Annotated in this window: 12 protein-coding genes; all 12 read right to left on the reverse strand. The window is 68.7% G+C overall.

Annotated elements, in window-relative coordinates:
* Positions 1-92: 92 nt before the first annotated feature.
* A complete protein-coding gene (locus AO501_RS12765) occupies positions 93-3,116 on the reverse strand; it encodes a type I polyketide synthase (RefSeq protein WP_055578081.1) in 3,024 nt (1,007 codons plus the stop codon).
* Between the two features lie 6 nt (positions 3,117-3,122).
* A complete protein-coding gene (locus tag AO501_RS12770) occupies positions 3,123-9,419 on the reverse strand; it encodes a type I polyketide synthase (RefSeq protein ID WP_055578082.1) in 6,297 nt (2,098 codons plus the stop codon).
* Positions 9,420-9,436: 17 nt separating this feature from the next.
* Entirely contained in the window at positions 9,437-15,682 is a 6,246-nt protein-coding gene (locus AO501_RS12775) for a type I polyketide synthase (RefSeq protein WP_055578083.1), read from the reverse strand.
* 5 nt (positions 15,683-15,687) lie between these two features.
* Positions 15,688-16,749 (reverse strand): type III polyketide synthase, encoded by a 1,062-nt coding sequence (locus AO501_RS12780; RefSeq protein ID WP_055578084.1) that lies wholly within the window; start codon positions 16,747-16,749, stop codon positions 15,688-15,690.
* 122 nt (positions 16,750-16,871) lie between these two features.
* Positions 16,872-18,284 (reverse strand): argininosuccinate lyase, encoded by a 1,413-nt coding sequence (gene argH / locus AO501_RS12785; protein WP_055578085.1) that lies wholly within the window; start codon positions 18,282-18,284, stop codon positions 16,872-16,874.
* Between the two features lie 135 nt (positions 18,285-18,419).
* Positions 18,420-19,616 (reverse strand): argininosuccinate synthase, encoded by a 1,197-nt coding sequence (locus tag AO501_RS12790; RefSeq protein ID WP_055578086.1) that lies wholly within the window; start codon positions 19,614-19,616, stop codon positions 18,420-18,422.
* A 50-nt stretch (positions 19,617-19,666) separates the two neighbouring features.
* A complete protein-coding gene (locus AO501_RS12795) occupies positions 19,667-20,164 on the reverse strand; it encodes an arginine repressor (protein WP_055578087.1) in 498 nt (165 codons plus the stop codon).
* Positions 20,161-21,087, reverse strand: a complete 927-nt coding sequence (argF, locus tag AO501_RS12800; protein ID WP_055578088.1) for an ornithine carbamoyltransferase — start codon at positions 21,085-21,087, stop codon at positions 20,161-20,163. Before argF ends, AO501_RS12795 begins: the two co-directional genes overlap by 4 nt.
* Positions 21,080-22,273, reverse strand: a complete 1,194-nt coding sequence (locus AO501_RS12805; RefSeq protein ID WP_055578089.1) for an acetylornithine transaminase — start codon at positions 22,271-22,273, stop codon at positions 21,080-21,082. Before AO501_RS12805 ends, argF begins: the two co-directional genes overlap by 8 nt.
* On the reverse strand, positions 22,270-23,151 hold the full coding sequence (gene argB, locus AO501_RS12810) for an acetylglutamate kinase (RefSeq protein WP_371934960.1): 882 nt from the start codon (positions 23,149-23,151) through the stop codon (positions 22,270-22,272). The genes AO501_RS12805 and argB overlap by 4 nt, the downstream gene beginning before the upstream one ends.
* Before the next feature lie 2 nt (positions 23,152-23,153).
* Positions 23,154-24,392: a bifunctional glutamate N-acetyltransferase/amino-acid acetyltransferase ArgJ gene (gene argJ, locus AO501_RS12815; RefSeq protein ID WP_055578091.1), complete on the reverse strand. Its 1,239-nt coding sequence runs from the start codon at positions 24,390-24,392 to the stop codon at positions 23,154-23,156.
* Entirely contained in the window at positions 24,389-25,432 is a 1,044-nt protein-coding gene (gene argC, locus AO501_RS12820; RefSeq protein ID WP_082658587.1) for an N-acetyl-gamma-glutamyl-phosphate reductase, read from the reverse strand. The genes argJ and argC overlap by 4 nt, the downstream gene beginning before the upstream one ends.
* Positions 25,433-25,510 lie beyond the last annotated feature (78 nt).

Consider the following 25,510-nt stretch of genomic DNA (forward strand, 5'->3'; position numbering starts at 1 on the left):
GGAGTTTAGTTCGCTTTCCGCAATGCCGCAAAGACGGTGATATTCGACACTTGTCTTATTGTGTGAGAAACATTTGTTCGCAGCACCTGTTGTCAGCCATTATCATCGTCGCCGTCCAGGGTCATCGCGATTAGCGCGTCGGGGCTCAGCGAGTCGATTACCTCATCGCTGTCTACCACTTCTGACGTGGCGTTTTCCGGATTTCCGGCGAGCATTAGCAGTTTGTCGAGTAATCCGGTGCGGCGTAGCTCGCTGATTGGAATCGTGTGCAGTAACGACCATATCCCGGCGTCACCGGATTCGTCGTGCTTGTCGCCTGACAGTTGTTGCGCCAGATGCGTGGCCAGCGCGATTGGGGTGGGATAGTCGAAAATCAGGGTGCGCGATAGTGACAATCCGGCCAAAACGCTCTCGGTTTTCAGGCGATTACGCAGTTCAACACCGCTCATCGAGGTGAAGCCGAGGTCTTCGAAGGCCCGGCCGGCTTCGATGTCGCCGAGGCCGGCGTGTCCCAGCACGACGGCCGCGTGGTGGCACACCAACTCGACGAGTCGGCGACGTTGATCTTCCGGATCGAGGTCGTGCAGCCGCTCTGAATCGGGGGCCGCGACCGGGGTGGGGTCCGCGGTGCCCAACCAGAAGCGTCGCCGCGCGAACCCGTACGTCGGGAGGTCTACCCGCCGCGGCTCCAACCCGTCGAACGTGGCGGCCCAGTGCACGTCGACTCCGCTGGTGAACAGTTTCGCGGCCGCGGCGAGAACGGCATCGACCTCGGCCTCGGCGAGAGAGTCCGTCAAAGTGAGAACCGAGGCATCCTGGTCGGCCGTCAGACCGGCGGCCGGGCCTACCTCGACGAACGTGCCGCCGCCCAGAGCCGCTGCCGCCCTGAGTCCGTCGGCGAACCGCACCGGTCTGCGCACATGATCGACCCAATACCGCGCCGACCCGTAACCGCCGACGGCCGGCTCGCCGGTGACGTTGGAGATCAAGCTGATTCGCGGCTCCGAGACGGTGAGGCCGGCGAGGGACGCCAGGAAATCATCGAGGACCGGCTCCATCAGGACCGAGTGAAACGCATGCGACACCGCAAGCCGCTGTACCCGACGGCCCTGCGCCGCCAAGCGCTTCGCCACCGCGCCGACCGCCGCCTGCGGTCCGGAAAGGACCACGGCGTCCGGTGCGTTCACGGCCGCCAGGCTGACGCCCTCCCCCAGCAGCGGCGCCACCTCCGCTTCACCCAGGGCAACCGCGACCATCACCCCACCCTCGGGCAGCCCGGCCATCAACCGGCCGCGAAGAGCCACCAGACGCGCGGCGTCCGGCAGGGTCAACACCCCGGCCAGGTGGGCGGCGGCGATCTCCCCTACCGAGTGACCCAGCACCACATCCGGCCTCACCCCCCAGGAGTGCAACAGCGCGGACATGGCCAGCTGTACCGCGAACAAGCCCGGCTGGGCGAACTCGGTACTCTGCAGCAACGTCTGGTCGCGGCCCCAGATCACCTGTCGCAGCGGCGATGTCAGGTGTGGGTCCAGGGCGGCGACGACCTCGTCGAAAGCGGTCGCGAAGACCGGGAACCGGTCGTGGAGCTGCCGGCCCATGCCCAGGTACTGCGAGCCCTGCCCGGGAAAGACGAAAACCGTCTTGCCCGGCGCCCCGGTCCGGCCGACCACCGAACCCGATCCCGTTGCGCCGCAGGCCAGAGCGGACAGCGCCGCCGCCATTTGTTCGCCGCCGGAACCGACCACGACGGCCCGATGCCCAAATTGCGTGCGGGTGGTCGCCAAAGACCAACCTAGGTCGGCGATCCCGCGCCCGGCGGCGTGGGCGGCAAGGCGACCCGCCTGATTGGCCAGCGCTTCGGGCGAGCGCGCGCTGAGCACCCAGGGCACGGTCACCGCGTCAGCGGGCGCCGCCGCGGCCGGTTCCGCGACGGGAGACTGCTCCACGATCACATGGGCATTGGTGCCGCCCATACCGAACGACGAGACCCCGCCGCGGCGGGGCGCGGACCCCCACGGTGTCAGCGTGTCGTTGACGCGCAGGCCCAGCGCCGCCAGCTCGAGGCCAGGCGTAGCGAAGTTGAGACTTGCTGGAATGAAACCGTTTTCGATCGACAACACCGTTTTGATCAGGCCGGCCACTCCCGCCGCGGCGCCGGTGTGTCCGATGTTCGTCTTGACGGACCCGATAGCCACCGGGTGAGCCGCGCCGAAAACCGCGCCCAGCGCTCTGGCCTCCACCGGGTCACCGACCTGGGTTCCGGTTCCATGAGCTTCGACGTAATCGATGTCGCCGCGGCGGAGGCCGGCGCCGGCCAGCGCCCGCTGGATGACGTCTGCCTGGGCGGCGACCGAGGGCACGGTCAGACCCGCTCCGCCGTACCCGGCGTTGCCGACGGCGCTGCCCGAGATGACGGCGTGGATGCGGTTACCGTCGCGCACGGCGTCGCTGAGTGGCTTGAGCAGGACCAGGCCGGCACCCTCACCGCGCACGTATCCGTCGGCCCGCCGGTCGAATGCGTACGTGTGCCCGGACGGTGACAGCGCACCGAATTCCCGCTCCAATAGCGCGGATTCGGCCGCCAGGTTGAGATGAATCCCACCGGCGATCGCCATGGTGTAATCGCCCGCCCGCAGACCCGCACAGGCTTCGTGGACGGCAACGAGGGATGACGATTGACCGGAGTCCACGGTCATACTGGGCCCGCGCACTCCGAAGACGTATGAGACCCGGTTTGCGATCATCCCGCGGCTCAGGCCGGCGAAGGCATGGTGGTCGACCGGATCGCCGCCCGGCCGCGCGGTCAGCAGCGCGTAGTCGTCACTCATTGCTCCGAGGTAGACGGCGATCTGCTCACCACGCAGCCTGTCGGGCACCAGGAACGCGTCTTCGAACAGTTCCCAGGTCAGCTCCAGGGCAAGTCGTTGCCGCGGATCCATCGCACTGGCTTCGCGGGGCGACAGGTTGAAGAACTCGGCATCGAAATCGGCTACCTCAGGGAGTGGTTCGATGACCTCACGTCCCTCGCGCAGCAGCGCCCAGAACTCGCGCGGGCTGGCGGCCCCGGGGAACCTGCACGCAACACCGATGATGGCGATGTCAGTCGGTTGCACGGCGGCCTACGGGGTGAAGTCGTCGTCGAGAAGTGCCGCGAGCTCGCTGCTGCTGATACTCGCGGATTGGTCGGAAGCAGACGTCAGGTCGGCGACGAGGGCGCGCAGCTTGGTGGCGATCTGGACTTTCTCTTCCGCGGTCAACTCGGGTTGGTGGACCAGGGCGTCGAGGTCGCTGCTGATGTCGTTGAAGCGGTCCAACGGGTTCTGTTGCTGACTGGGTGCCGGCGCACTGGTGGCCAGCTGATCCGCCAGGTATTCGGCCAGCGCGGCGGGGGTCGGGTAGTCGAAGATCAGGGTGGGCGACAGCGTCAGCCCGGTCGCGGCCTTGAGTCGGTTACGCAGCTCGACGGCGGTCAGTGAGTCGAACCCGAGTTCCTGGAAGGCCCGTTGGCCGTCGATGTCGACTGCACTGCTGTGGCCCAGAACCGTTGCGGCGCTTGTTGATATCAATTCGGTCAGGGCCCGCTGACGCTGCTCGGGCGGTAGCGTGTGCAGCCGCTCCACCATGCCGGCGGCCGCCGCGGAGGTGTCGGCGGCATCGATGACGCGCCGGCTGGGACGCGTGACCAGCTCATGCCAGAGCGGCGGCAGGTCGGCTTCGCTGGTCAGGGCGGTGGTGTTCAGCCGGGCGGCCACGGCCACCGGGTGATCGGCGAGCAGGGCGGCATCGAGCAACGCGAGTGCCTGGTCGGTCGGCAGGGGCGACAATCCGACCTGTTTCATCCGGGCAAGGTCACGCTCGCCGAGGTGACGGGTCAGCGCGCTGGCCTCTTCCCACAGGCCCCACGCGATCGAGTTGGCGGGGAGGCCCTGTTCGCGGCGATAGCTCGCCAGCCCGTCCAGGAAGGCGTTGGCCGCGGCGTAGTTGCCCTGTCCCGGACTGCCGACGATGCCGGCGAGCGACGAAAACGTCACGAAAGCAACCAGATTCGACCGGCGGGTGAGCTCGTGCAGATTCCACGCACCGTCCACTTTCACCCGGAGTACCGCGTCGAGCCGCTCGGGGGTCAACGAGGTGATGACCGTGTCGTCGGTGACGCCGGCCGCATGGAACACGCCCTTCAAGGGGAACTCATCCGGTATCTGCTCGAACATCGCGGCGGTGGCGGCCCGTTCGGTGATGTCGCAGTCCGCGACCGTCACCTGTGCTCCGGCCTGTTCCAGGGCGGCCACCAGTTCGTCCGCACCGTCGGCCCGTCGACCAGATCGGCTGACCAGCACCACATGCGCCACTCCGTAGCGGTCCACCAGGTGCCGGGCCACCGCCGCACCGGCCATTCCGGTACCACCGGTGATCACCACCGAGGCACCGGTGAGCGGCGACTGCGCGCCCGCAGGCCCGTTCGGCACCGTCAGCACCACCTTGCCCACGTGGCGGGCCTGGCTGACGAATCGATACGCCTGCTGCACTCGTCGCACATCGAAAACCGTGATGGGCAGCGGTTTCAGTGCTCCGGCGCGCATCAGGCCCAGTATCTCGTCATACATCTGCGCCATCAGGTCGGGCCCGGCCTCGAACAGGTCGAACGCCTGGTAACGAACCCCGCGATGCTGTGCGGCGACGACTTGCGGGTCGCGGACATCCGTCTTGCCCATTTCCAGGAACCGTCCGCCCGGGGACGTCAGCCGCAACGACGCGTCCAGGAACTCGCCGGCCAGCGAGTTGAGCACGACGTGCACCCCGTCGCCGCCGGTGACCGCCCGGAACTTCTCCTCGAAGTCCAGGGTCCGGGAATCGCCGATGTGATCGTCGTCGAAACCCATGGCCCGCAACGTATCCCACTTGCCCCGGCTGGCCGTGGCGAAAACTTCACACCCCCAGTGCCGCGCCAACTGGATCGCGGCCATGCCCACCCCGCCCGCACCGGCGTGAACCAGCACCCGCTCACCGGCCCGGAGTCCACCCAACACCGACAGGCCGTAGAGCGCCGTCAAGAACACCACCGGCACGCTGGCGGCGGTGGCCAACGACCAGCCCGCCGGTACCCTCGTCACGATCCGCTGATCGACGACCGCTTCGGACGCCGCCGCGCCCAGTTGACCCATCACGGCGTCACCGACCGACAACTCGGTGACACCGGGGCCCACCTCCACGACCACCCCGGCACCCTCGACGCCGAGGTCCGCGGAACCGGGATACATGCCCAGTGCCAGCATCACATCGCGGAAGTTGACGCCTACCGCGCCCACCGCAACCCGGACCTGTCCCGCGCCCAGTTCCATCCGCTCACATGGCCGGGCGGTCAGCTCCTCCAGCGTCCCCCCGGCTCCGGCGCCCAACCGCCACAAGCCCTCCGGCAGTTCCAGCACCGACGAGGACGCGCGCACCAGTCGAGCGCCGTACGCCGTGCCCGACCGCACGATCAGTTGCGGCTCCCCGTGCCTCAGCGCCTCCCCGACCGGCACCGAGTCGTCGGAATCGATCAGCACGATCCGGCCCGGGTGCTCGGCCTGAGCCGAACGCACCAGGCCCCATACCGCCGCGCCCGCCAGGTCGGACACTGCCTCGTTGGCCAGCGCTGTCGCACCATGCGTCACAACGGCCAGTACCCCGTCGGAGCTCAGATGCTCCTGTAGCGCCCGCAGTGCCCGGTGCGCGGCATCCGACACCGCCCCCGGCAGGTCCGCATCCGGCTGCGGCGTCCAGACCGACTTCACGGTCATGGCGTCAGTACCGTTGTGCGGCAACGGTGTCCACATCACCTCGAGCAGCCCGCCGCCCGGTTTGGCACCCACCGGCGCCGCAGCCAGCAACGCCTGCTCAGATACCGCGCGCACCACCAACTCCCGCACGGACAGCACCGGCAGGCCCGAAGAATCGGCCAGCTCCACCGACACCGAACCGTCGCCGGTGGGGGCCAGGCGAACTCGCAGCCGAGACGAGCCCGCGGCATGCAGCGTCACCCCCTGCCAGGAGAACGGCAATGCCAGCTGCTCTCCGCCCTGCACCAGTCCCCATGCGTGCAGCGCAGCATCCAGCAGCGCGGGGTGAATTCCGAAGCGCCGCACGTTCACCCCTTCGGGCGCGGCCACCTCGGCGAAGACCTCGCGGCCGCGCCGCCATACCGCGCGCACACCCTGGAACGCCCGCCCGTAGCCGTAGCCGCGCGCTGCCAGCTGCTCGTACACCCCCGAAACGTCGACCGCCCGCGCGCCGACCGGAGGCCAGGCCGACAGATCCGCTCCGCCCCGGAGGGTGCCGGGGCCGAGGACGCCCTCGGCGTGCAATACCCACGAATCGGCGTCCTTTGCAGCGGAATACACCCAGACGCCGCGGCGTCCGGTGTCATCGGCCGCCGCGACTACCACCTGTACCGGCACCGCGCCGCCAGCCGGTAATACCAACGGGGCCAACAGGGTCAGCTCCTCGATGACCGGGGCGCCGGCCTCGTCGCCGGCCCGCAGCACCAGCTCCACGAACCCGGCGCCCGGATAGAGCACCACCCCGCTGACGACGTGATCGGCCAACCACCCTTGCACCGCGGGTGAGAGCGAACCGCTCAACACCACACCACCGATGTCGGGCCGTTCCACCACCACTCCCAGCAGCGGATGGCCACTGCCGGCCAGGCCTACGGTGGCCAGCTGGGCCGGTCCCACACCCAGCTCGGCCAACCAGAAGTGCTGGCGGGCAAAGCCGTAGGTCGGCAACGCCACCCGCTGAGCTCCGAGGCCGGCGAACGCCTCGCGCCACTGCACGCCCACCCCGGCGGTGAACAAGCGGCCGAGGGCGACTAACAGCGAATCGACTTCGGGACGGTCTTTGACCAGTAAGGTGGCTGCCACCGGCTCCGCTGCCAGGGACTGCTCGGCCAGGGTCATCAGTCCGCCACTGGGTCCGGCCTCGACGAAGACCTTGGCCCCCAACGATTCCGCCAGGCGCACGCTGTCGGCGAACCGCACCGGCTCGCGCACGTGCTCGGCCCAGTAGTCAGCGGACCCGTACCCGGGTCCGGCTAGCTGACCGGTGACGTTGGACAGCAGGCTGATCCGCGGCTGCGACACGGCCATCCCGGCGAGTGCCGCCGCGAACTCGGTGAGGATGGGTTCCATCAGTGCCGAATGGAACGCGTGGGAGACGGCCAGCCGGTGCACCCGCCGGCCCCGGGCGGTCAGGGCCTGCACAGCCGCGTCCACCGCGGCCTGCTCACCCGAAATCACCACCGATTCAGGCGCGTTCACGGCGGCGATGCCGGCACCGGGTCCCAGCTCGGCGAGCACCTCCGCCTCACTGGCCGCCACCGCGACCATCACACCGCCGGCCGGCAGCGCGGCCATCAGGCGGCCGCGGACCGCGACCAGCCGCGCCGCATCCTCGAGTGAGAACACCCCGGCCACGTGTGCGGCCGCGATCTCGCCGACCGAGTGACCGAGCACCAAATCGGGTACCACATCCCAGGATTGCAGCAGCGCGGCCAACGCCACCTCGACGGCGAACAGCGCCGGCTGGGCGAACTCGGTGCTCTCCAGCAGCGCGGCGTCGGTACCCCAGATGACCTGTTGCAGCGGCAGCCGGAGGTGACCGTTCAGTGCATCGGTCGCCGCGTCGAAGGCCTTGGCGAAGACCGGGAATCGCTCATGCAGCGCGCGGCCCATGTCCAGGTATTGCGCGCCCTGCCCCGGGAATACGAATGCCGTCTGGCCCACCGGACGGGTCCGGCCCACCGCGACATCGCGGGACGGCTGGCCGGCGGCCAGGGCGGCCAGCGCCTCCTGGAACTGTGCACGTTCGGTCCCCACCACCACGGCCCGGTGCTCGAACAGCGAGCGGGTGCTCACCAGCGACCAGCCCACATCCAGGGGACGGACTTCCGCGTCGGAGCGGATGTGCGCCAGCAGCCGCCGGGCCTGATTGGCCAGGGCGGCCGGCGAACGTGCCGACAGCACCCACGGGACCGGACCGGTGAACGGTTCCGGGGCAACGCCTTCCGGTGCCGGAGCCTGCTCCAGGATGACGTGGGCGTTGGTGCCGCTGATTCCGAAGGACGAGACACCCGCCCGCCGCGGCCGGCCGGGCGCCGGCCACGGCCTCGCCTCGGTGAGCAACGACACCGCTCCCGCCGACCAATCCACGTGCGGGGTCGGCGCATCCACGTGCAGCGTTTTCGGCATCACCCCGTGCCGCATCGCCAGCACCATCTTGATCACCCCGGCCACCCCCGCCGCCGCGGACGAATGACCGAGGTTGGACTTGATCGAGCCCAGCCACAGCGGTTCCTGACGATCCTGGCCGTACGTCGCCAAGATCGCCTGCGCCTCAATCGGATCGCCGAGCATGGTCCCGGTCCCGTGGCCTTCGACCACATCGACGTCGGCCACGCCGAGGCGCGCGCTGGCCAGCGCGGCCCGGATCACCCGCTGCTGGGACGGCCCGTTCGGCGCGGTGAGCCCGTTGGAGGCGCCGTCCTGATTGACCGCCGAACCACGCACCACCGCCAACACCTCATGGCCCAGCCGTTGCGCATCGGCCAGCCGCTCCACCACCAGGACCCCGGCACCCTCGGCCCACGACGTGCCGTCCGCCGCGGCCGCGTACGCCTTGCAGCGGCCGTCGGCGGCCAGCGCGCGCTGCCTGCTGAATTCCACGAATCCGCCGGGCGTGGCCATCACGGTGACCCCGCCCACCAGCGCCAGGTCGCACTCGCCGGAACGTAACGACTGCGCGGCCAGGTGCAGCGCCACAAGCGACGACGAACACGCCGTGTCCACCGACACCGCCGGGCCCTCCAGACCCAGCACGTAGGCCACCCGGCCCGACGCCACGCTCAGCGTGGAGCCGGTGAGACCGTACCCCTCCAACTCACCCTTGACTTCGCCGCCGTAGCCGGCGTGGATCACCCCGGCGAACACACCGGTCGCGCTGCCCCGCAACGAGGTCGGGTCGATGCCGGCCCGCTCCAGCGCCTCCCACGACACTTCGAGCAGTACCCGCTGCTGGGGATCCATGGCGAGAGCTTCGTTGGGCCCGATACCGAAGAACCCGGCATCGAAGTCGCCGGCATCCTGGAGAAAACTGCCGCGCCGGGTATAGGTCTTCCCGAGCGCATCGGGGTCGGGGTCATACATCCCCTCGACATCCCAGCCGCGGTCCGCCGGAAAGTCTCCGACGCCGTCGCGACCGTCGATCAGCAACTGCCACAGGGCTTCCGGGGAATCCGCGCCACCGGGGTAACGGCAACTCATGCCCACCACGGCCACCGGCTCGGAGAGCCGCTCCTCCAACTCGGACAGGCGCCGCCGGGTGCGGCGCAGGTCCGCGGTCAGGCGTTTCAGGTAGTCAACCTGCTTGGTGGCGTCCACAGATGTTCCTTGGTTTCTCAGGATTCGAGTTCTTCGTCGAGGATGGCGAAGAGTTCGCTCTCACTGGCGGCCGCGAGATCGTCGTCGAGTGCCAGGTCGGCCAGGACATCGTGCAGCCGGTGGGCCAGCTTCGCTCGTTCTTCGGTGCTCCAATCAGTCTGACGGACATGGGTGTCCAGCTCACGGGCGAGGTCTTCGAAGCGCGCCGACGGGTCGGCGTCTCCCGTGGGACCGGACAACCGGTCGTCGAGATGCGCGGCCAGCGCGCTGGGACTGGGGTAATCGAAGATCAGGGTGGGCGAAAGCGTCAGGCCGGTGGCGGTTTTGAGACGATTGCGTAGTTCGACGGCCGTCAGTGAGTCGAAACCCATTTCCTGGAAGGCGCGCTGGGCGCCGATGTCGGCGGTTCCGGAGCGGCCCAGCACCGTTGCCGCATTGCTGCACACCACGTCGATGAGTTCGCGGTGACGCTGTTCGGAGGTGAGCCCGAAAAGCCGCGCGGCCAGGCCGGTCGTCGAAATCTCGGCTGCCGCAACCGCCCTGCGGACGGGGCGGCGGACCAGCTCACCGAGCAGAGCGGGCGCGTCGTCGGTGAGTGCGGCGGTGTCCAGCCGGGTGGCGACGACCACGGCGGGATCGGCGAGCAGGGCGGCGTCGAACAAACTCAGCGCCTGACCCGTGGAGAGCGTCGCCAGGCCGACCCGGCTCATCCTGGCCTTGTCCCGGTCCCCCAGGTGTCGTGTCATCGCGCTGGCCTGTTCCCACAACCCCCACGCCACGGATGTGGCGGGCAATCCCAGTCCCCGGCGGTGCTCGGCGAGCGCGTCGAGGAAGCTGTTGGCCGCCGCATAGTTTCCCTGGCCGGCGGTACCCAGGATGCCGGCCATCGACGAGAACATCACGAACGCAGACAGATCCAGGTCCCGGGTGAGTTCGTGCAGATGCCACGCTCCGTCGACCTTGGCCCGCAATACCGCATCCAGCCGCTCGGGAGTCAGCGTCGCGATCAACCCGTCATCGAGAACGCCGGCGGCGTGGATCACCGCCCGCAGCGGGAACCGTTGCGGTATCTGCGACAGCAACCCGGCGACGGCTTCCCGGTCGGCCACATCGGCGGACGCCACCGACACCTGCGCGCCGGCCGCGCGCAACTCCGCCACCAACTCCGTGGTGTCCGGAGCCCGCGCACCGGAGCGGCTCACCAGCACGATGCTGGGTACCCGGTGGCGGGAAACGAGGTGGCGGGCCAGCGCCGCGCCCGCCATTCCGGTGCCACCGGTGATCAGCGCGGTGCCGGTGGCGAGCGGGTCGAGGGTCAGCACCACCTTGCCGGTGTGCCGGGCCTGACTGACGAACCGGTACGCCTGACGAACCCGCTGGACGTCAAAGGTCTTGAACGGCAGTGTGTTCAACAGCCCGGCGTCGAACAGTGCCATCACCCCGGAAAGCATCTCAGCGGTGAGGTCTGGCCCCGCCTCGATCAGATCGAATGCGCGATAGGCGATTCCGCGTTGCGCAATATCCTGGGGGTCACGAAGATCGGTCTTCCCCATCTCGATGAAACGTCCGCCCGGGGCCAGCAGCCGAAGCGAGGCGTCGACGAAATCCCCGGCGAGCGAGTTGAGCACCAGGTCGACTCCGGCACCACCGGTGGCCACCCGGAACTTATCCTCGAAGTCCAGCGTCCGCGAATCACCGATGTGTTCATCGTCGAAACCCATGGCGCGCAACGTGTCCCACTTACCGCGGCTCGCGGTGGCGAAGACCTCCAGACCCCAGTACCGGGCGAGTTGCACCGCGGCCATCCCCACCCCGCCGGTGCCCGCATGCACCAGCACCCGCTCACCGGCCTTGGCCGCCCCCAGCACCGACAATCCGTACCAGGCGGTCAGGAAAACCACCGGCACTCCGGCGGCCTGCGGCAGTGACCAGCTCGCCGGTACCGCCGCCACCAATCGCCGATCGACCACCGCTTCCGGCCCCACCACACCCAGCAAGCCGAGCACCGCGTCACCGACGGCGATATCCCGCACACCGGGCCCGACCTCGGTGACCATGCCGGCGCCTTCGACCCCCAACTCGCCGCCGCCGGGGTACATGCCCAACGCCACCAGCACATCCCGGAAGTTCACCCCCACCGCGGCCACCGCGACCCGGACCTGCCCGGGGGCCAGCTCCGCCCTCTCGAGCGGGCCCACCCGCACGTCGTCCAGCGTGCCGCCGCCACCGGTGACCAGTCGCCACTGCTGCTGTGCGGGTAGTTCCAGTGCCGATGATTCGGCCGGCTTCAGGCGTGCCTGGTAAGCGACCCCCTGACGCACCAACAGTTGCGGCTCATCGCAACCGATCAGTTCGCTTGCGTCCAGCGAGCCGTCGGAGTCGAGCAGGATCACCCGTCCGGGGTGCTCTGCCTGAGCCGAACGCACCAGACCCCACACCGCCGCACCCGCCAGGTCCGACACGTCTTCCCCGGCCAACCCGACGGCGCCGTGGGTTTGCACGACCAGAACGCCACGGTCGTCGCCGGCCAGCCAGGACTGCAACCGGCTCAGCGCCGCGTGGGTGGCCGAATACACCGCCTCGGGTGGACCTCCCTCGGACAGCGCCTGCCACACCGTCATCGGCGCCCCATCCGAGGCCGCGGGAGCGACGGGCGTCCACTGGATCTGGAACAGACCGGCATCGCCGCCTGCGGCCGCCGCCAGCGACCCGGCGACCAGCGGGCGGAAGGCCAGTTCGCGCACCGTCAGCACCGGTAGGCCCCACGGATCGGCCAGGTCCAGGGCCACCGAGTCGGTGCCGACGCGGGTGATGCGGACACGCAGCCGGGCGGCACCGGAGGCGTGCAAAGACACCCCCTGCCAGGAGAACGGCAACACCGTCGCGTCCTGCTCGCCGGCCACCCCCAGCGCATGCAGGGCCGCGTCCAGCAACGCCGGATGGATGCCGAACCCGGTGGTGGTGAGTCCGTCGGGCAGCGTGATTTCGGCGAAGACGTGGTCGGGCGACTGCCACATCGCCTGCAGGCCATGGAAGGCCGGGCCGTACTGATAGCCGCGGCGGGCCAATCGTGGGTAGGCATCCGCGAGATCGACGGCTACCGCGCCGACGGGCGGCCATCCGGACAGGTCCGCTTGCGGGGCGGGCGGATTCGTCCCCAGGGTGCCGGTGGCGTGCTGCGTCCACTTTGATCCCGATCCGAGGGAGTACACCGAGATCTCCCGGTTGCCCGCATCGTCGGCGGCCCCCAGCACCACTTGAACGCGCACACCACCCTGGGCGGGCAGCGTCAACGGTGTCGACAACGTCAACTCCTGCAGCAGCGGGCAGCCGGCCTCCTCACCGGCCCGCAGGGCCAGCTCCACCAGGCCCGCGCCGGGGAACAGCACGGTGCCGGTCACCGCGTGATCGGCCAACCACGGCTGCGCCGACACGGACAACTGCCCCGTCAACACCAGCCCGCCGGAGTCGGGTCGTTCGACGACAGCACCCAGCAGGTCGTGCGCGGCGCCCACCAGCCCGGCGCGGCGCACATCGTGATCGCCCGACTCGGTCAGCCAGAAGCGGCGCCGCACGAAACCGTACGTGGGCAACGCGACCCGGCGCGCACCCTCGAACACCGGCGTCCAGTCCACCGCCACACCCGCTACCTGAGCCTGCGCCGCCGACAACCAGAATCGTTGCAGCGCACCGTCGTTGCGGCCCAACGACGGGACGATCACGGACTGCTCGGGACCCAGTGTTTCCTCGATGCCGGCGATCAATACCGGGTGTGGGCTCGATTCGATGAAGACCTGGCAGCCGGCGGCCGCAGCAGCACGCACGGCAGGTTCGAATTGGACTGTCTGCCTGAGACTCTGGTACCAGTAATCGGCGTCCAACGCGGCGGTGTCCAGCAGCGCGCCGGTCACGGTCGAATAGAACGCCACCGGCGACGAGCGGGGTGCGATGTCTTTGAGTGCGGCGGCGAGGTCGTCGCGGATTGCGTCGACGTGGAAAGAGTGCGACGCGTAGTCGACGTCGATACGCCGTGCGCGGATGCCCTGCACGTCGCATCGGCTCACCAGTTCGGCGACGGCGTCCACCTCGCCGGACACCACGATCGACGAAACCCCGTTGACCGCGGCGATATTCAACCGGCCCGCCCAGGGCACCAGCAGCTCCTCGACGTCGTCGAGACCGAGAGCCAGCGACGCCATGCCGCCGGCTCCGGACAACTGCCTCAGCAACCGGCTGCGTAGCGCCACCACCGTGGCAGCATCCTCCAGCGACAGCGCGCCGGCCACGTAGGCGGCCGCGATCTCGCCCTGCGAGTGGCCGATCACCGCGTCCGGGGTGACACCGAGGGACCGCCACAATTCGGCGAGCGACACCATGAGCGCCCACAGCGCCGGTTGCACCACGTCGACCCGGTCCAGCGCGGGTGCGCCCGGCGCGGAGCGGATCACGTCGATCAGCGACCAGTCCACGTGCTCCCGCAGGGCCTTTTCGCAGCGCTGCAGCTGGTCAGCGAATACCGGTGAGCTGTCCAGCAATTCGAGCCCCATGCCGGCCCACTGCGAACCCTGGCCCGGGAAGACGAACACCGTCTTGCCCACCGGCCGGGCTCGTCCGACGGTGACGTTGGGACCCGCGTCGCCGGCCGCCAGACCGGTGAGTCCGTCGATGAACTCGTCGGGGTCGGTGCCGAGCACCACCGCGCGGTGGTCGAACAGGGAGCGCGTGCTGATCAGCGACCAGCCCACGTCCACCGGCCGCACCCCGGTGGCTGTTACGTGCGCCGACAGTCGGCGGGCCTGGTTGGCCAGCGCCTCGGGGGAGCGCGCCGACAGCACCCACGGCACCGCGCGGCTCGTCGGCCCGGGTAGGTCCCCGGGTGTGTCGATGACGACCGGCTGTTCCAGGATCACATGCGCGTTGGTCCCACTGATCCCGAACGACGACACCGCGGCCCGGCGCGGCCGTCCGCGCTCCGGCCAGGGCCGCTGTTCGGTCAACAACGACACCGCGCCGGCCGACCAATCCACGTGCGGCGTCGGCACATCGACATGCAGCGTCTGCGGCAGCACCGCATGCTGCATCGCCAGTGTCATCTTCATGACACCCGCGACGCCGGCCGCCGCCGACGTGTGACCCATGTTCGACTTGATCGACCCCAGCCACAACGGCTCATCGCGATCCTGGCCGTAGGTCGCCAAAATAGCCTGCGCCTCAATCGGATCCCCGAGCGTGGTGCCCGTTCCGTGGCCCTCGACTACGTCCACGTCCGCCGCGCTGAGGCGGGCGCCGGCCAGTGCGGCGCGAATCACCCGTTGCTGGGACGGACCGTTCGGTGTGGCAAGGCCGTTGGAGGCGCCGTCCTGATTGACCGCCGAGCCACGCACCACGGCCAGCACCGGGTGACCCAACCGGCGGGCATCGGCCAACCGCTCGACGACGAGTGCGCCGGCGCCCTCGGAGAACGCGGTCCCGTCGGCGGCGCCGGCATACGCCTTGCACCGACCGTCGGCGGAAAGCGCGCGCTGCCGGCTGAATTCGATGAACATGGCCGGGGTGGCCATCACCGTCACGCCGCCCACCAGCGCCAGGTCGCACTCCCCCGACCGCAGCGACTGCACCGCCAGATGCAGGGCCACCAGCGACGACGAACACGCCGTATCCACCGATACCGCAGGACCTTCCAGGCCGAGCACGTAGGCCACGCGGCCCGACGCCACACTGAGCGTCGAGCCACGCAACCCGTACCGCTCCAACTCTCCGGGCACGCGGCCCTGACCGCCGTAGGAGCCGTGAAATATCCCGGCGAACACGCCCGTCGACGAACCGCGCAGGGTCAGCGGATCAATCCCACTGCGCTCCAACGCCTCCCACGAAACCTCGAGCAGCAACCGCTGCTGGGGATCCATCGCCAGCACCTCGCTGGGCGCGATCCCGAAGAACTGCGCGTCAAAGCCCGCGACGTCCGTCAGGAATCCGCCCGAGCGGGTGTAGGACTTGCCGACGGCGTCCGGGTCGGGGTCGAACAGCCCGGCCAGGTCCCAGCCCCGGTCGCCGGGGAATTCGGTGACCACGTCGCGCCCGGCCGCCACCATCTCCCAGAGAGCCTCCGGGGTGTCCACCCCGCCCGGATAACGGCAGGCCATGCCCACCAATGCGATCGGCTCCGTGGCCCGGGTCAGGTAATCGCGGTTCTCGCGCTTGAGCCGCTCGTTTTCCTTGAGGGATCTGCGGAGGGCGGCAATGAGCTCGTCTTGAGTGCTCACGGCATTCAGTGCCAGCGCAACAGGACCAGCTCGGAACAGAAGCCGGGACCCATCGCGATCATCAGTCCGGGGCTGCCACTGGGCGGTGGCTTGGCGAGGGTGTCACGCAGTACGTGCAGCACCGACGCCGACGACAGGTTGCCGATCTCGCCCAGGGAGCGCCAGGTGAGTTCCAAAGCCTCCGCCGGCAGGTTGAGGGTTTCGGTGATCGCCTCGATGATCTTGGGCCCGCCGGGATGTGTCACCCAGGCGCCGATGTCGGCGGTGGTCAGGCCGTGCTCGGCCAGGAAGCCGGTGACGTCGGTGCGCAGATACTGTTCGACCACGGCCGCCACATCCTTGGACAGGACGAGCTCGAAGCCACCGGCTCCGACGTCGAATCCCATGGTGCGCAACGAATCTGGATAGAGGTGGCCGCGCGAATCGATGACGCTAGGCCCGCCGGCATCCACCTCGGCGGCGCGCCGCTCTCCCACCGCGACGACCGCGCCGGCACCGTCGGCGAACAGTGCACTGCCCACCAGGCCGGCCACCGACGGCTTGTAGCCGGGGAAGGTGAGCGAGCACAGCTCGACCGAGACCAGGGCCGCGATGCCGTCCGGGGCACCCCGCAGATAGTCGTGCAGCCGGGCCACCCCGGCCGCCCCCGCCACGCAACCCAGTCCGAACAGGGGCACCCGTCGCACGTCGGGGCGCAGCCCCAACCGTCCGGCGATCCGGGCGTCCAGCGACGGCACCGCCAGACCGGTGACCGTGGTGGTGATGAGCACGTCGAGGTCTTCGGGGCGCAGTCCGGCCTCGTCGAGTGCACCCATCAGGGCCTCGACGCCCAGGTCCACCGCCTTGTCGATGAAGATGTCGTTCGCCGCACCGAAGTCGTTCAACCGCGGGTACTGCTCCAGCGGCAGGACCAGGTGGCGGCTGTTGACTTTCCCGTTGGCATGCAGCTGCCGGACGATGTCTTCGTATTCCTCGAACTCGGGAATGCTGACGAACATGTCGGTGAGTTCCTGCTGCGAATAGCGGTAGGGCGGCAGGGCACCGAAGACACCTGCGATGACACTCATTGGTCCCACCCCTTTTGCACGAACATCGAGGCCGCATCGTTCAGTCGAAAGTTCAACGGAAGCGCGTAGAGCAGGAAGTTTAGTCGCGGCCAAGCTGCCCGGCAAAAAGAGCGGCGCGCCGCTCAGCCGCGCAGCTGCTGTCGCAGGCGGCCCGCTACCTCGGTGACGGCGAGCAGTTGATCGGCTACCCGGGCCGGTGCGGTACCCCCTCGCGCGTCACGGGAGGACACCGATCCTTCGATGGTGAGCACGTCGCGGACGCTGGGGGTGAGCTCGGGGCTGATGGCGGCCAGCTCGTCGTCGGTCAATTCCTGCAGCCCGACGCCGCGTTGCTCGGCGGCCTTCACCGCGGCGCCGGCGGCCTCATGCGCCGACCGGAATGCCACACCTTGGCGTACCAGCCATTCGGCGATGTCGGTGGCCAGGGTGTAGCCGGCCGGGGCCAGCGCAGCCATCCGGTCGACATGGAACGTCAGGCTGCCGACCAGCCCGGCCATCGCCGGCAGCACCAGCTCCAGCTGGGCCACCGAGTCGAACACCGGCTCCTTGTCTTCCTGCAGGTCACGGTTATAGGCCAGGGGCTGGGCCTTCAGCGTCGCCAGCAGCCCGGTCAGGTTGCCGATCAGCCGCCCGGACTTGCCGCGAGCCAGTTCGGCGATGTCGGGGTTCTTCTTCTGGGGCATGATCGAGCTGCCGGTGGACCAGGAGTCGTGCAGAGTCACGTAGCCGAACTCGGTCGAACTCCAGAGGATGATGTCCTCGGCCAGCCGCGACAGATCGACCGCGATCATGGCGAACACGAACGCCGCTTCGGCGGCGAAATCCCGGGCCGCGGTGGCGTCGACGGAATTCTCCGCTGCGGCGGTGAAGCCCAGTTCCGCGGCGATCGCGTCGGGATCCAGCCCCAGGGACGAGCCGGCCAGGGCACCGGATCCGTACGGGGAGATGGCGGCGCGCTTGTCGAAGTCGACGATGCGGTCCACGTCGCGCAGCAACGGGTGGGCGTGGGCCAACAGGTGGTGTGCCAGCAGGATCGGCTGGGCGGATTGCATGTGGGTTTTGCCCGGCATGATCGCGGTCGGATGGGTGCCGGCCTGTTCGGCAAGTGCCGCGACGACCTCGAGTACCCCGTCGGCGACCCGGCGCACCGCATCGCGCAGCCACATTCGGAACAGGGTGGCCACCTGGTCGTTGCGGGAGCGCCCGGCGCGCAGCCGGCCGCCCAGATCCGGCCCCACCCGGTCGATCAGCCCGCGCTCCAGCGCCGCGTGCACGTCCTCGTCGGTGACGACCGGGCCGAAGCTGCCGTCGGCCACATCTTCGGCGAGGCTGTCCAGGCCGACCAGCAGGCCGTCGCGCTGTTCTTCGGTCAGCAGGCCCGCGTGGTAGAGCACCATCGCGTGCGCCCGGGACGCGGTGATGTCGTAGGGCGCCAGCACCCAGTCGAAATGCGTGGATTTGCTCAGCGCGGCGAGTGCTTCGGACGGCCCACCGGCGAACCGGCCGCCCCACAGCGACCCCTCGTTGGTGCTCACGGGTTCACCCCCCCCTCGCGAGCTGGGGGCACCTCTGCCTCGCGAGCTGGGGGCACCTCTGCCTCGCGAGCAGACACAAACTCGCACTCTGAGCGCCTAAATCGTGCGAGTTTGTGTCTGCTCGCGGGGGGAAGGTCACCGCATGTCCCGGCGGGCGGACAGCTTCGACGACAAACCGTGCACGTAGACGAAGCCCTTGGCCATCGACTGGTCGAAGGTGTCGCCCTCGTCGTAGGTGGCCAGGTTGAAGTCGTAGAGCGACTCGGCGCTGCGGCGGCCGTTGACCGCGATGTGGCCGCCGTGCAGCACCAGCCTGATCTCCCCGGTGACGTGCTCCTGGGTGGTGGCCACGAAGCTCTCCAGAGCCACCTTCAGCGGCGAGTACCACAGGCCGTCGTACACTAGCTCGGCCCAGCGCTGATCGGTGTGCCGCTTGAACCGGCCGAGCTCGCGTTCCAGCGTCACGTGTTCGAGCTCGGCGTGCGCGGTGATCAGCACCATCGCACCCGGCGCCTCGTAGATTTCGCGGCTCTTGATGCCCACCAGCCGGTCCTCGACGACGTCGAGGCGCCCGACACCCTGAGCCCCGGCCCGGCGGTTGAGCTCCTCGATGGCCTGCAACACGGTCACCCGTCTGCCGTCGATGGTGACCGGCGTGCCCTGCTCGAAACCGATGATCACCTCGTCGGGGGTGTTCCAGTTGACGGTCGGGTCTTCGGTGTAGGAGTAGACGTCCTTGGTGGGGGCGTTCCACAGGTGCTCGAGGAACCCGGTTTCGACGGCACGGCCCCAGACGTTCTGGTCGATGGAGAACGGCGAGCGCTTGGTGACGTTGATCGGGATGGCGTTCTCTTCTGCGAAGGCGATCGCTTTCTCCCGCGTCCACGCGTAGTCGCGGACCGGCGCCAGCACCTCGAGATCCGGTGCCAGCGACGCGAAGCCGACCTCGAAACGGACCTGGTCATTGCCTTTGCCGGTGCAGCCGTGCGCGACGATGCTGCCGCCGTGTTCGCGCGCCGCGGCCACCAGATGCTTGGCGATCAGCGGCCGGCTGATGGCCGACACCAGCGGGTAGCGGTCCATGTACAGCGCGTTGTTGAGGATGGTCGGCAGACAGTAGCCCTCGGCGAACTCGTCGCGGGCGTCGACGACGACCGCTTCCACGGCGCCGCAGTCCATCGCCCGCTGGCGCACCACCTCCATGTCCTCGCCGCCCTGGCCGAGGTCGATCGCCACCGCAACGACCTCGCGGCCGGTCTCCTTGCCTATCCAGCTGATGGCCACCGAGGTGTCCAGGCCGCCGGAATACGCCAGGATGACGCGCTCTGACATGAACAGTTCTCCTTTTGCTTGGGCAAAGTCTGCAGCAGTGTATTTGAGATCTACTTAAGTTCTTCCAGCGCAGAAGCCAATTCGGCGCCGCTCATCGGTTCGCGGGCCACCACGAACACCGTGTCGTCACCGGCGATCGTGCCGACGACGTACGGTAACGCCGCGCGGTCGATCGCGCTGGCCAGATAGTGGGCCCCGCCGGGCGGGGTGCGCAGCACCGCCAGGTTCGCGCTGGCATCCGTGGAAACCAGCAGCTCACCGAGCAGCCGGGAGAGCCGTCCGGTGCCGCCGGCGACCCCGCGGACGGGGCTGCCGTCTTCGGGCACGACGTAGACGCCGACGCCGCCGTCGGCGCCGCGCAGCTTGATCGCGCCGAGTTCCTCGAGGTCGCGTGACAGGGTGGCCTGGGTGACCTCGATGCCTTCGGCGGCCAGCCGGGCGGCCAGTTCGCTCTGGCTGCGCACCTCGGCAGTGGACAGGATCGCGACGATGCGGGCCTGCCGGCCGGCGCGGTTGGCGCTGACCTCGGGTGCCGCCTTGGCCGTCATCGCGAGCGCTCCAGCAGCCACACCAGCAGCGCCTTCTGGGCGTGCAGGCGGTTTTCGGCCTCATCCCACACGGCACTGGCCGGGCCGTCGATCACCTCGTCGGTGATCTCGTCACCGCGGTGCGCCGGAAGGCAGTGCAGCACAAGGGCATCGGGGTTGGCCAGGGTGAGCAGGCGCTGGTTGACCTGGAACGGCCGGAACGGCTTGACACGATCCAGCCCGTCGTCCTCCTGGCCCATCGACACCCAGGTGTCGGTGACCAGGACGTCGGCGCCGGCCGCACCCGCGTCGGCGTCAGCGGTCACGGTCACCGCGCCCCCGGTCTCCGCACCGCGGGCGCGGGCCGCCGCCACCACGTCCGGGTCGGGTGTGAAACCTTCGGGTGCCGCGACGGTGACGTGCATGCCGGCGGTCACTCCGCCCAGCATCAGGGAGTGGGCCATGTTGTTGGCGCCGTCCCCGAGGTAGGTCATCTTCAGGCCGTGCAGTGAGCCTTTGCGTTCGGCGATGGTCTGTAGGTCGGCCAGGACCTGGCAGGGATGGAACTCGTCGGAGAGCGCGTTGACGACGGGCACTGACGCGGTGGAGGCCATGGCCTGCAGCCGTTCCTGCCCGAAGGTGCGCCACACGATGGCGTCGACGAAGCGGGACAACACCCGCGCGGTGTCTTCCAGGGTCTCGTCGCGCCCCAGTTGGGTGTTGCGCCCGTCGACCACCACGGCGTGCCCGCCGAGCTGGGCGATACCCATCTCGAAGGAGAACCGGGTGCGGGTGGAGTTCTTGTCGAAGATGACCGCGACACCGCGCGGCCCCTCCAGGGGACGACGGCTGTACGGGTCTTTCTTCAACGTGGCGGCCAGTTCGAGGACCTCGGCCTGTTCGCGCGGCGTGAGGTCGTCGTCGCGCAGAAAGTGCCTAACCATGTGCGGCTCCGGCTGTGTCGAGAATGCGTGGCAGGGCGGCGACGAACCCGTCCAATTGCGACTCCGTGATGATCAGGGGTGGGGCCAGCCGAATGACGTTGGGGGCGGCCGCATTGACCAGATAGCCGGCGTCGCGGGCCGCGGCTTCGGCGTCCTTGGCGTACGGCGCGGTCAGCACGATGCCCTGCAACAGCCCTCTGCCCCGGACGTGGTCGATCAGTGGATGACCCAGGGATTCGATACCGTGCCGAAGCGCTTTGCCTTTGGTGTCGGCGCTACGCACCAGGTCCTCGTCTTCCAGTACCTTCAGGACGGCAAGGGCGGCCGCGGTGCACACGGGGTTGCCGCCGAAGGTGCTGCCGTGCAGGCCAGGAGTCAGTAGGTCGGCGGCGCGCCCGATCGCGATGCACGCGCCGATCGGCAGCCCACCGCCCAGCCCCTTGGCCAGAGTGATCACATCGGGGGTGATGCCGTCGTGCAGGTGTGCATAAAACGCGCCGGTGCGCCCCACCCCGGTCTGCACTTCGTCGAGCACCAGCAGCGCTTGGTGACGGGCGGTGATCTCGCGTGCCGCCGCCAGGTATCCCTCGGGCGGCACGACGACACCGCTCTCCCCCATGATCGGCTCGAGGAAGACTGCGGCGGTGTCGTCGTCGACCGCGGCGCTCAGTGCGTCGGCGTCGCCGTAGGGCACGTGGGTGACGTAACCCGGTAGGGGCTCGAACGGCGCCTGTTTACTGGGCTGGCCGGTCAGGGCCAGCGAGCCCATCGTCCGGCCGTGAAAAGCTTCCTGTGCCGCAACTATTTTCGTGCGACCGGTCAGCCGGGTCAGCTTGAACGCGACCTCGTTGGCCTCGGTTCCGGAGTTGCAGAAGAACACCCGGGCTTGAGCTTCCGCCCCGAGGTGGGCCACCAGCTGCTCGGCCAGCGCGATCCCTGGTTCGGTGGCGTAGAGGTTGGAGGTGTGGCCGAGTGTGGACAGCTGCCGGGTGACCGCCTCGATGATGGCGGGATGCCGGTGGCCGAGCACGTTGACCGCGATGCCGCCGAGCAGGTCGACGTAGGTCCTGCCGTCCACGTCGGTGACGACCGCTCCGTCGCCGCTGGCCAGCGCCATCGCCGGAGTGCCGTAGTTGTTCATCATCACGGCCTGCCAGCGTTGCTGCACCGCCTGCGTCGCGGTCATGCGGAGACCACCTTGGTGCCGGTGCCGGCATCAGTGAAAAGCTCGACGAGTACGCAGTGTTCGACTCGACCGTCGATGACGTGCGCGCTGGGCACGCCGGCGGTGACCGCCCGCAGGCATGCCTCGACTTTGGGAATCATGCCCGCCTCCAGGCTCGGGAGCAATTGCGCCAGTGTGGCCGTATCGATTTGGCTGACCAGTGACGTGCGGTCGGGCCAGCCCGTGTACAGACCCTCGACATCGGTGAGCATCAGCAGCTTTTCGGCACCCAGCGCCTCGGCCAGTGCTGCCGCCGCGGTGTCCGCGTTGATGTTGTGCACCACTCCCTCGGCATCCGGGGCCAGCGTTGACACCACTGGAATACGTTTGGCTGCAATGAGATCCAGTACCGCCGCAGTGTTGACGAGGTCCACGTCTCCGACCAGGCCGATGTCGGTGTCCACGCCGTCGACGGTGACACTGCGCCGCACGGCGGTGAACAGCTGCGCGTCCTCGCCGGTGATCCCCACCGCGTACGGGCCGTGCACATTGATGAGGTTGACCAGTTCGCGACCGACCTGGCCGAACAACACCATCCGCGCCACGTCGAGCACTTCCGGTGTGGTGACCCGGAATCCGCCCTTGAAATCGCCCTCGATGCCGAGGCGGCGCAGCATGGCGGTGATCTGTGGGCCGCCACCGTGCACGACCACGGGGTGTACCCCGCAGTTGCGCAGGAACGCCATGTCGGCGGCGAACGCCCGCCGCAGGGACTCATCGGTCATCGCGTTGCCGCCGTACTTGATGACGACGATTTTGCCGTTCAACTGCTTGAGCCAGGGCAGGGCCTCGGCCAGTACCTGCGCCTTGATCTGCGTGGGCAGGTCGTCGATGTTCATGGTCATGAGCTGTACGCCGAATTCTCTTCGACGTAGGCGTGGGACAGATCGGTGGTGCGAATGTCGGCATGACCGTCACCGATCGCGAGGTCGACCACGATGTGGATGTCGGCTCCCGACAGATCCACTTCGCGGGCGCCGGGAGCACCCGCGCCCTCCCGGTACACCACAGAACCGTTGAAAGACACCGTGATCCGCTCGGGGTCCAGAGCCACCGGGGCCATCCCGACGGCCGCCACCACGCGGCCCCAGTTGGGGTCGGACCCGAACACCGCGGTCTTGACCAGGCTGTCGCGGGCAATGACCCGCGCGGCGGTCACCGCGTCCTCCTCGGTTTCCGCACCGGTCACCGTCACGGTGAGACGCTTGGTGACACCTTCGGCGTCGGCCTGCAGTTGAGCACACAGGTCGTCGCAGACCCGTAGCACCGCGTCGTCGAGATCGGTCTGGGTGGGCGCGATTTCACTGGCACCCGACGCCAATAGCAGGACGGTGTCGTTGGTGGAGCAACTGCCGTCGATGTCGAGGCGGTCGAAAGTGAGCGCAGCGGCGTTGCGTAACGCCTGATCGAGCGCGGCCGGATCGGCGACGGCGTCGGTGGTGATCACACAGAGCATGGTGGCCAACGATGGCGCCAACATGCCGGCGCCTTTGGCCATTCCACCGACCGTCCACTTGTTCTGGTGATGCAGCGCAACCTGTTTGGGCACGGTGTCGGTGGTCATGATGGCGTGAGCAGCGTCGTCACCGCCGGTGAGACCCCCGTGCATCTCGTGCACGATGTCGCTGACTCCGGCGAGCACCTTGTCCATGGGCAACCGATCGCCGATCAGGCCGGTGGAGCAGACGGCGACCTCGATGGCACCCGTTTCGGTGCCCCAGTCCGACAACGCGGCCGCAACGGCTTCCGCGGTCGCGTGGGTGTCCTGGAAGCCACCGGGACCCGTACAGGCATTCGCCCCACCGGAATTCAGGATCACCGCGCGCAACTGCCCCGTGGTCAGCACCTGCTGCGTCCAGAGCACCGGTGCGGCCTTCACCTTGTTGCGGGTGAACACACCTGCCGCCGAGTAGTCGGGGCCCTCATTGAAGACCATGGCCAGATCGCGAGCACCGGACGCTTTGATACCGGCAGCGATACCCGCGGCCCGGAACCCGGCCGCGGCGGTGACCCCCTGCGCGCGAAGCAACCGTGTCTGGCCGGCGACTTCGTTGGCCGGGTCGGTCAGAGGCTCGGTCATGGGGCGACTCCGACCACCGAAAGTCCCTCGGTCTCCGGCCAACCGAGCGCCAGATTCATCGACTGCACCGCAGCGCCTCCAGTTCCCTTGACCAAGTTGTCGATTGCGGCGATCGCCACGAACGTCGCTGCGTCCTCGTCGACGGCGACCGCGATATGTGCAGCATTGCTGCCGATCACCGAACCGGTTCGGGGCAACTGACCCTCCGGCATCAGGTGAATGAAAGGTTCGGCGTCGTAGGCCTTTTCGTATGCGGCGCGGAGCTGCGAGATGGGCGCACGAGTGGGGGCGGTGCAGGTGGCGAGAATGCCGCGAGAGGTCGGAATCAGCACCGGCGTGAAGGAAACGGTCACGTCACGGTCGGTGACCGACCGTAGCCCCTGCACGATTTCAGGGGTATGACGGTGAGCGCCCCCGATGTTGTAAGCCCGCGCCGACCCGATGACCTCCGATCCGAGCAGATCTGTCTTAACCGCACGACCCGCCCCGGAGGTGCCACTGACCGCGACGACGGTGACGGCCGGCTCGATGAGGCCTACTGCCACAGCAGGCATCAGGGCGAGCAACGCTGCCGTCGGGTAACAGCCGGGCACGGCGATGCGGCGCGTACCTTTCAATCTGTCCCTGCCACCGGGCAATTCGGGCAACCCGTAAGGCCAATTGCCGGCGTGCGGGGAGCCGTAGAAACGCTCCCACGCTGTCGCGTCGGTGAGCCGGAAGTCCGCCCCGCAATCGACGACCAGCGTCTGCGGGCCGAGTTGTTCGGCGAGAGCCGCCGAATGTCCATGGGGCAAAGCAAGAAAGACCACGTCGTGGCCGCTCAACACCGCCAACTCAGTCGGCTCCACGACGCGCTGGGCCAGCGGAACCAGGTGCGGGTGATGCTCACCCAGAGAACTTCCGGCGCTGCTGGCCGCTGTCACCGCACCTATTGTCAGGCGGCCGTCGACGTAGGCCGGATGCCCGAGAAGCAGGCGGAGAATCTCACCGCCCGCGTAACCACTGGCACCGGCGACCGCTACCCGTACTGTGTCGACCATTCGGCGATTCTGCATTGTTATGCAGTTGTTTGCAAATTCATTCGACGGCACGGGATCGTACCCACGCCCGGCGTCCGC

It is taken from the genome of Mycobacterium gordonae (genome assembly GCF_001417955.2).
Lineage (GTDB): Bacteria > Actinomycetota > Actinomycetes > Mycobacteriales > Mycobacteriaceae > Mycobacterium > Mycobacterium gordonae_B.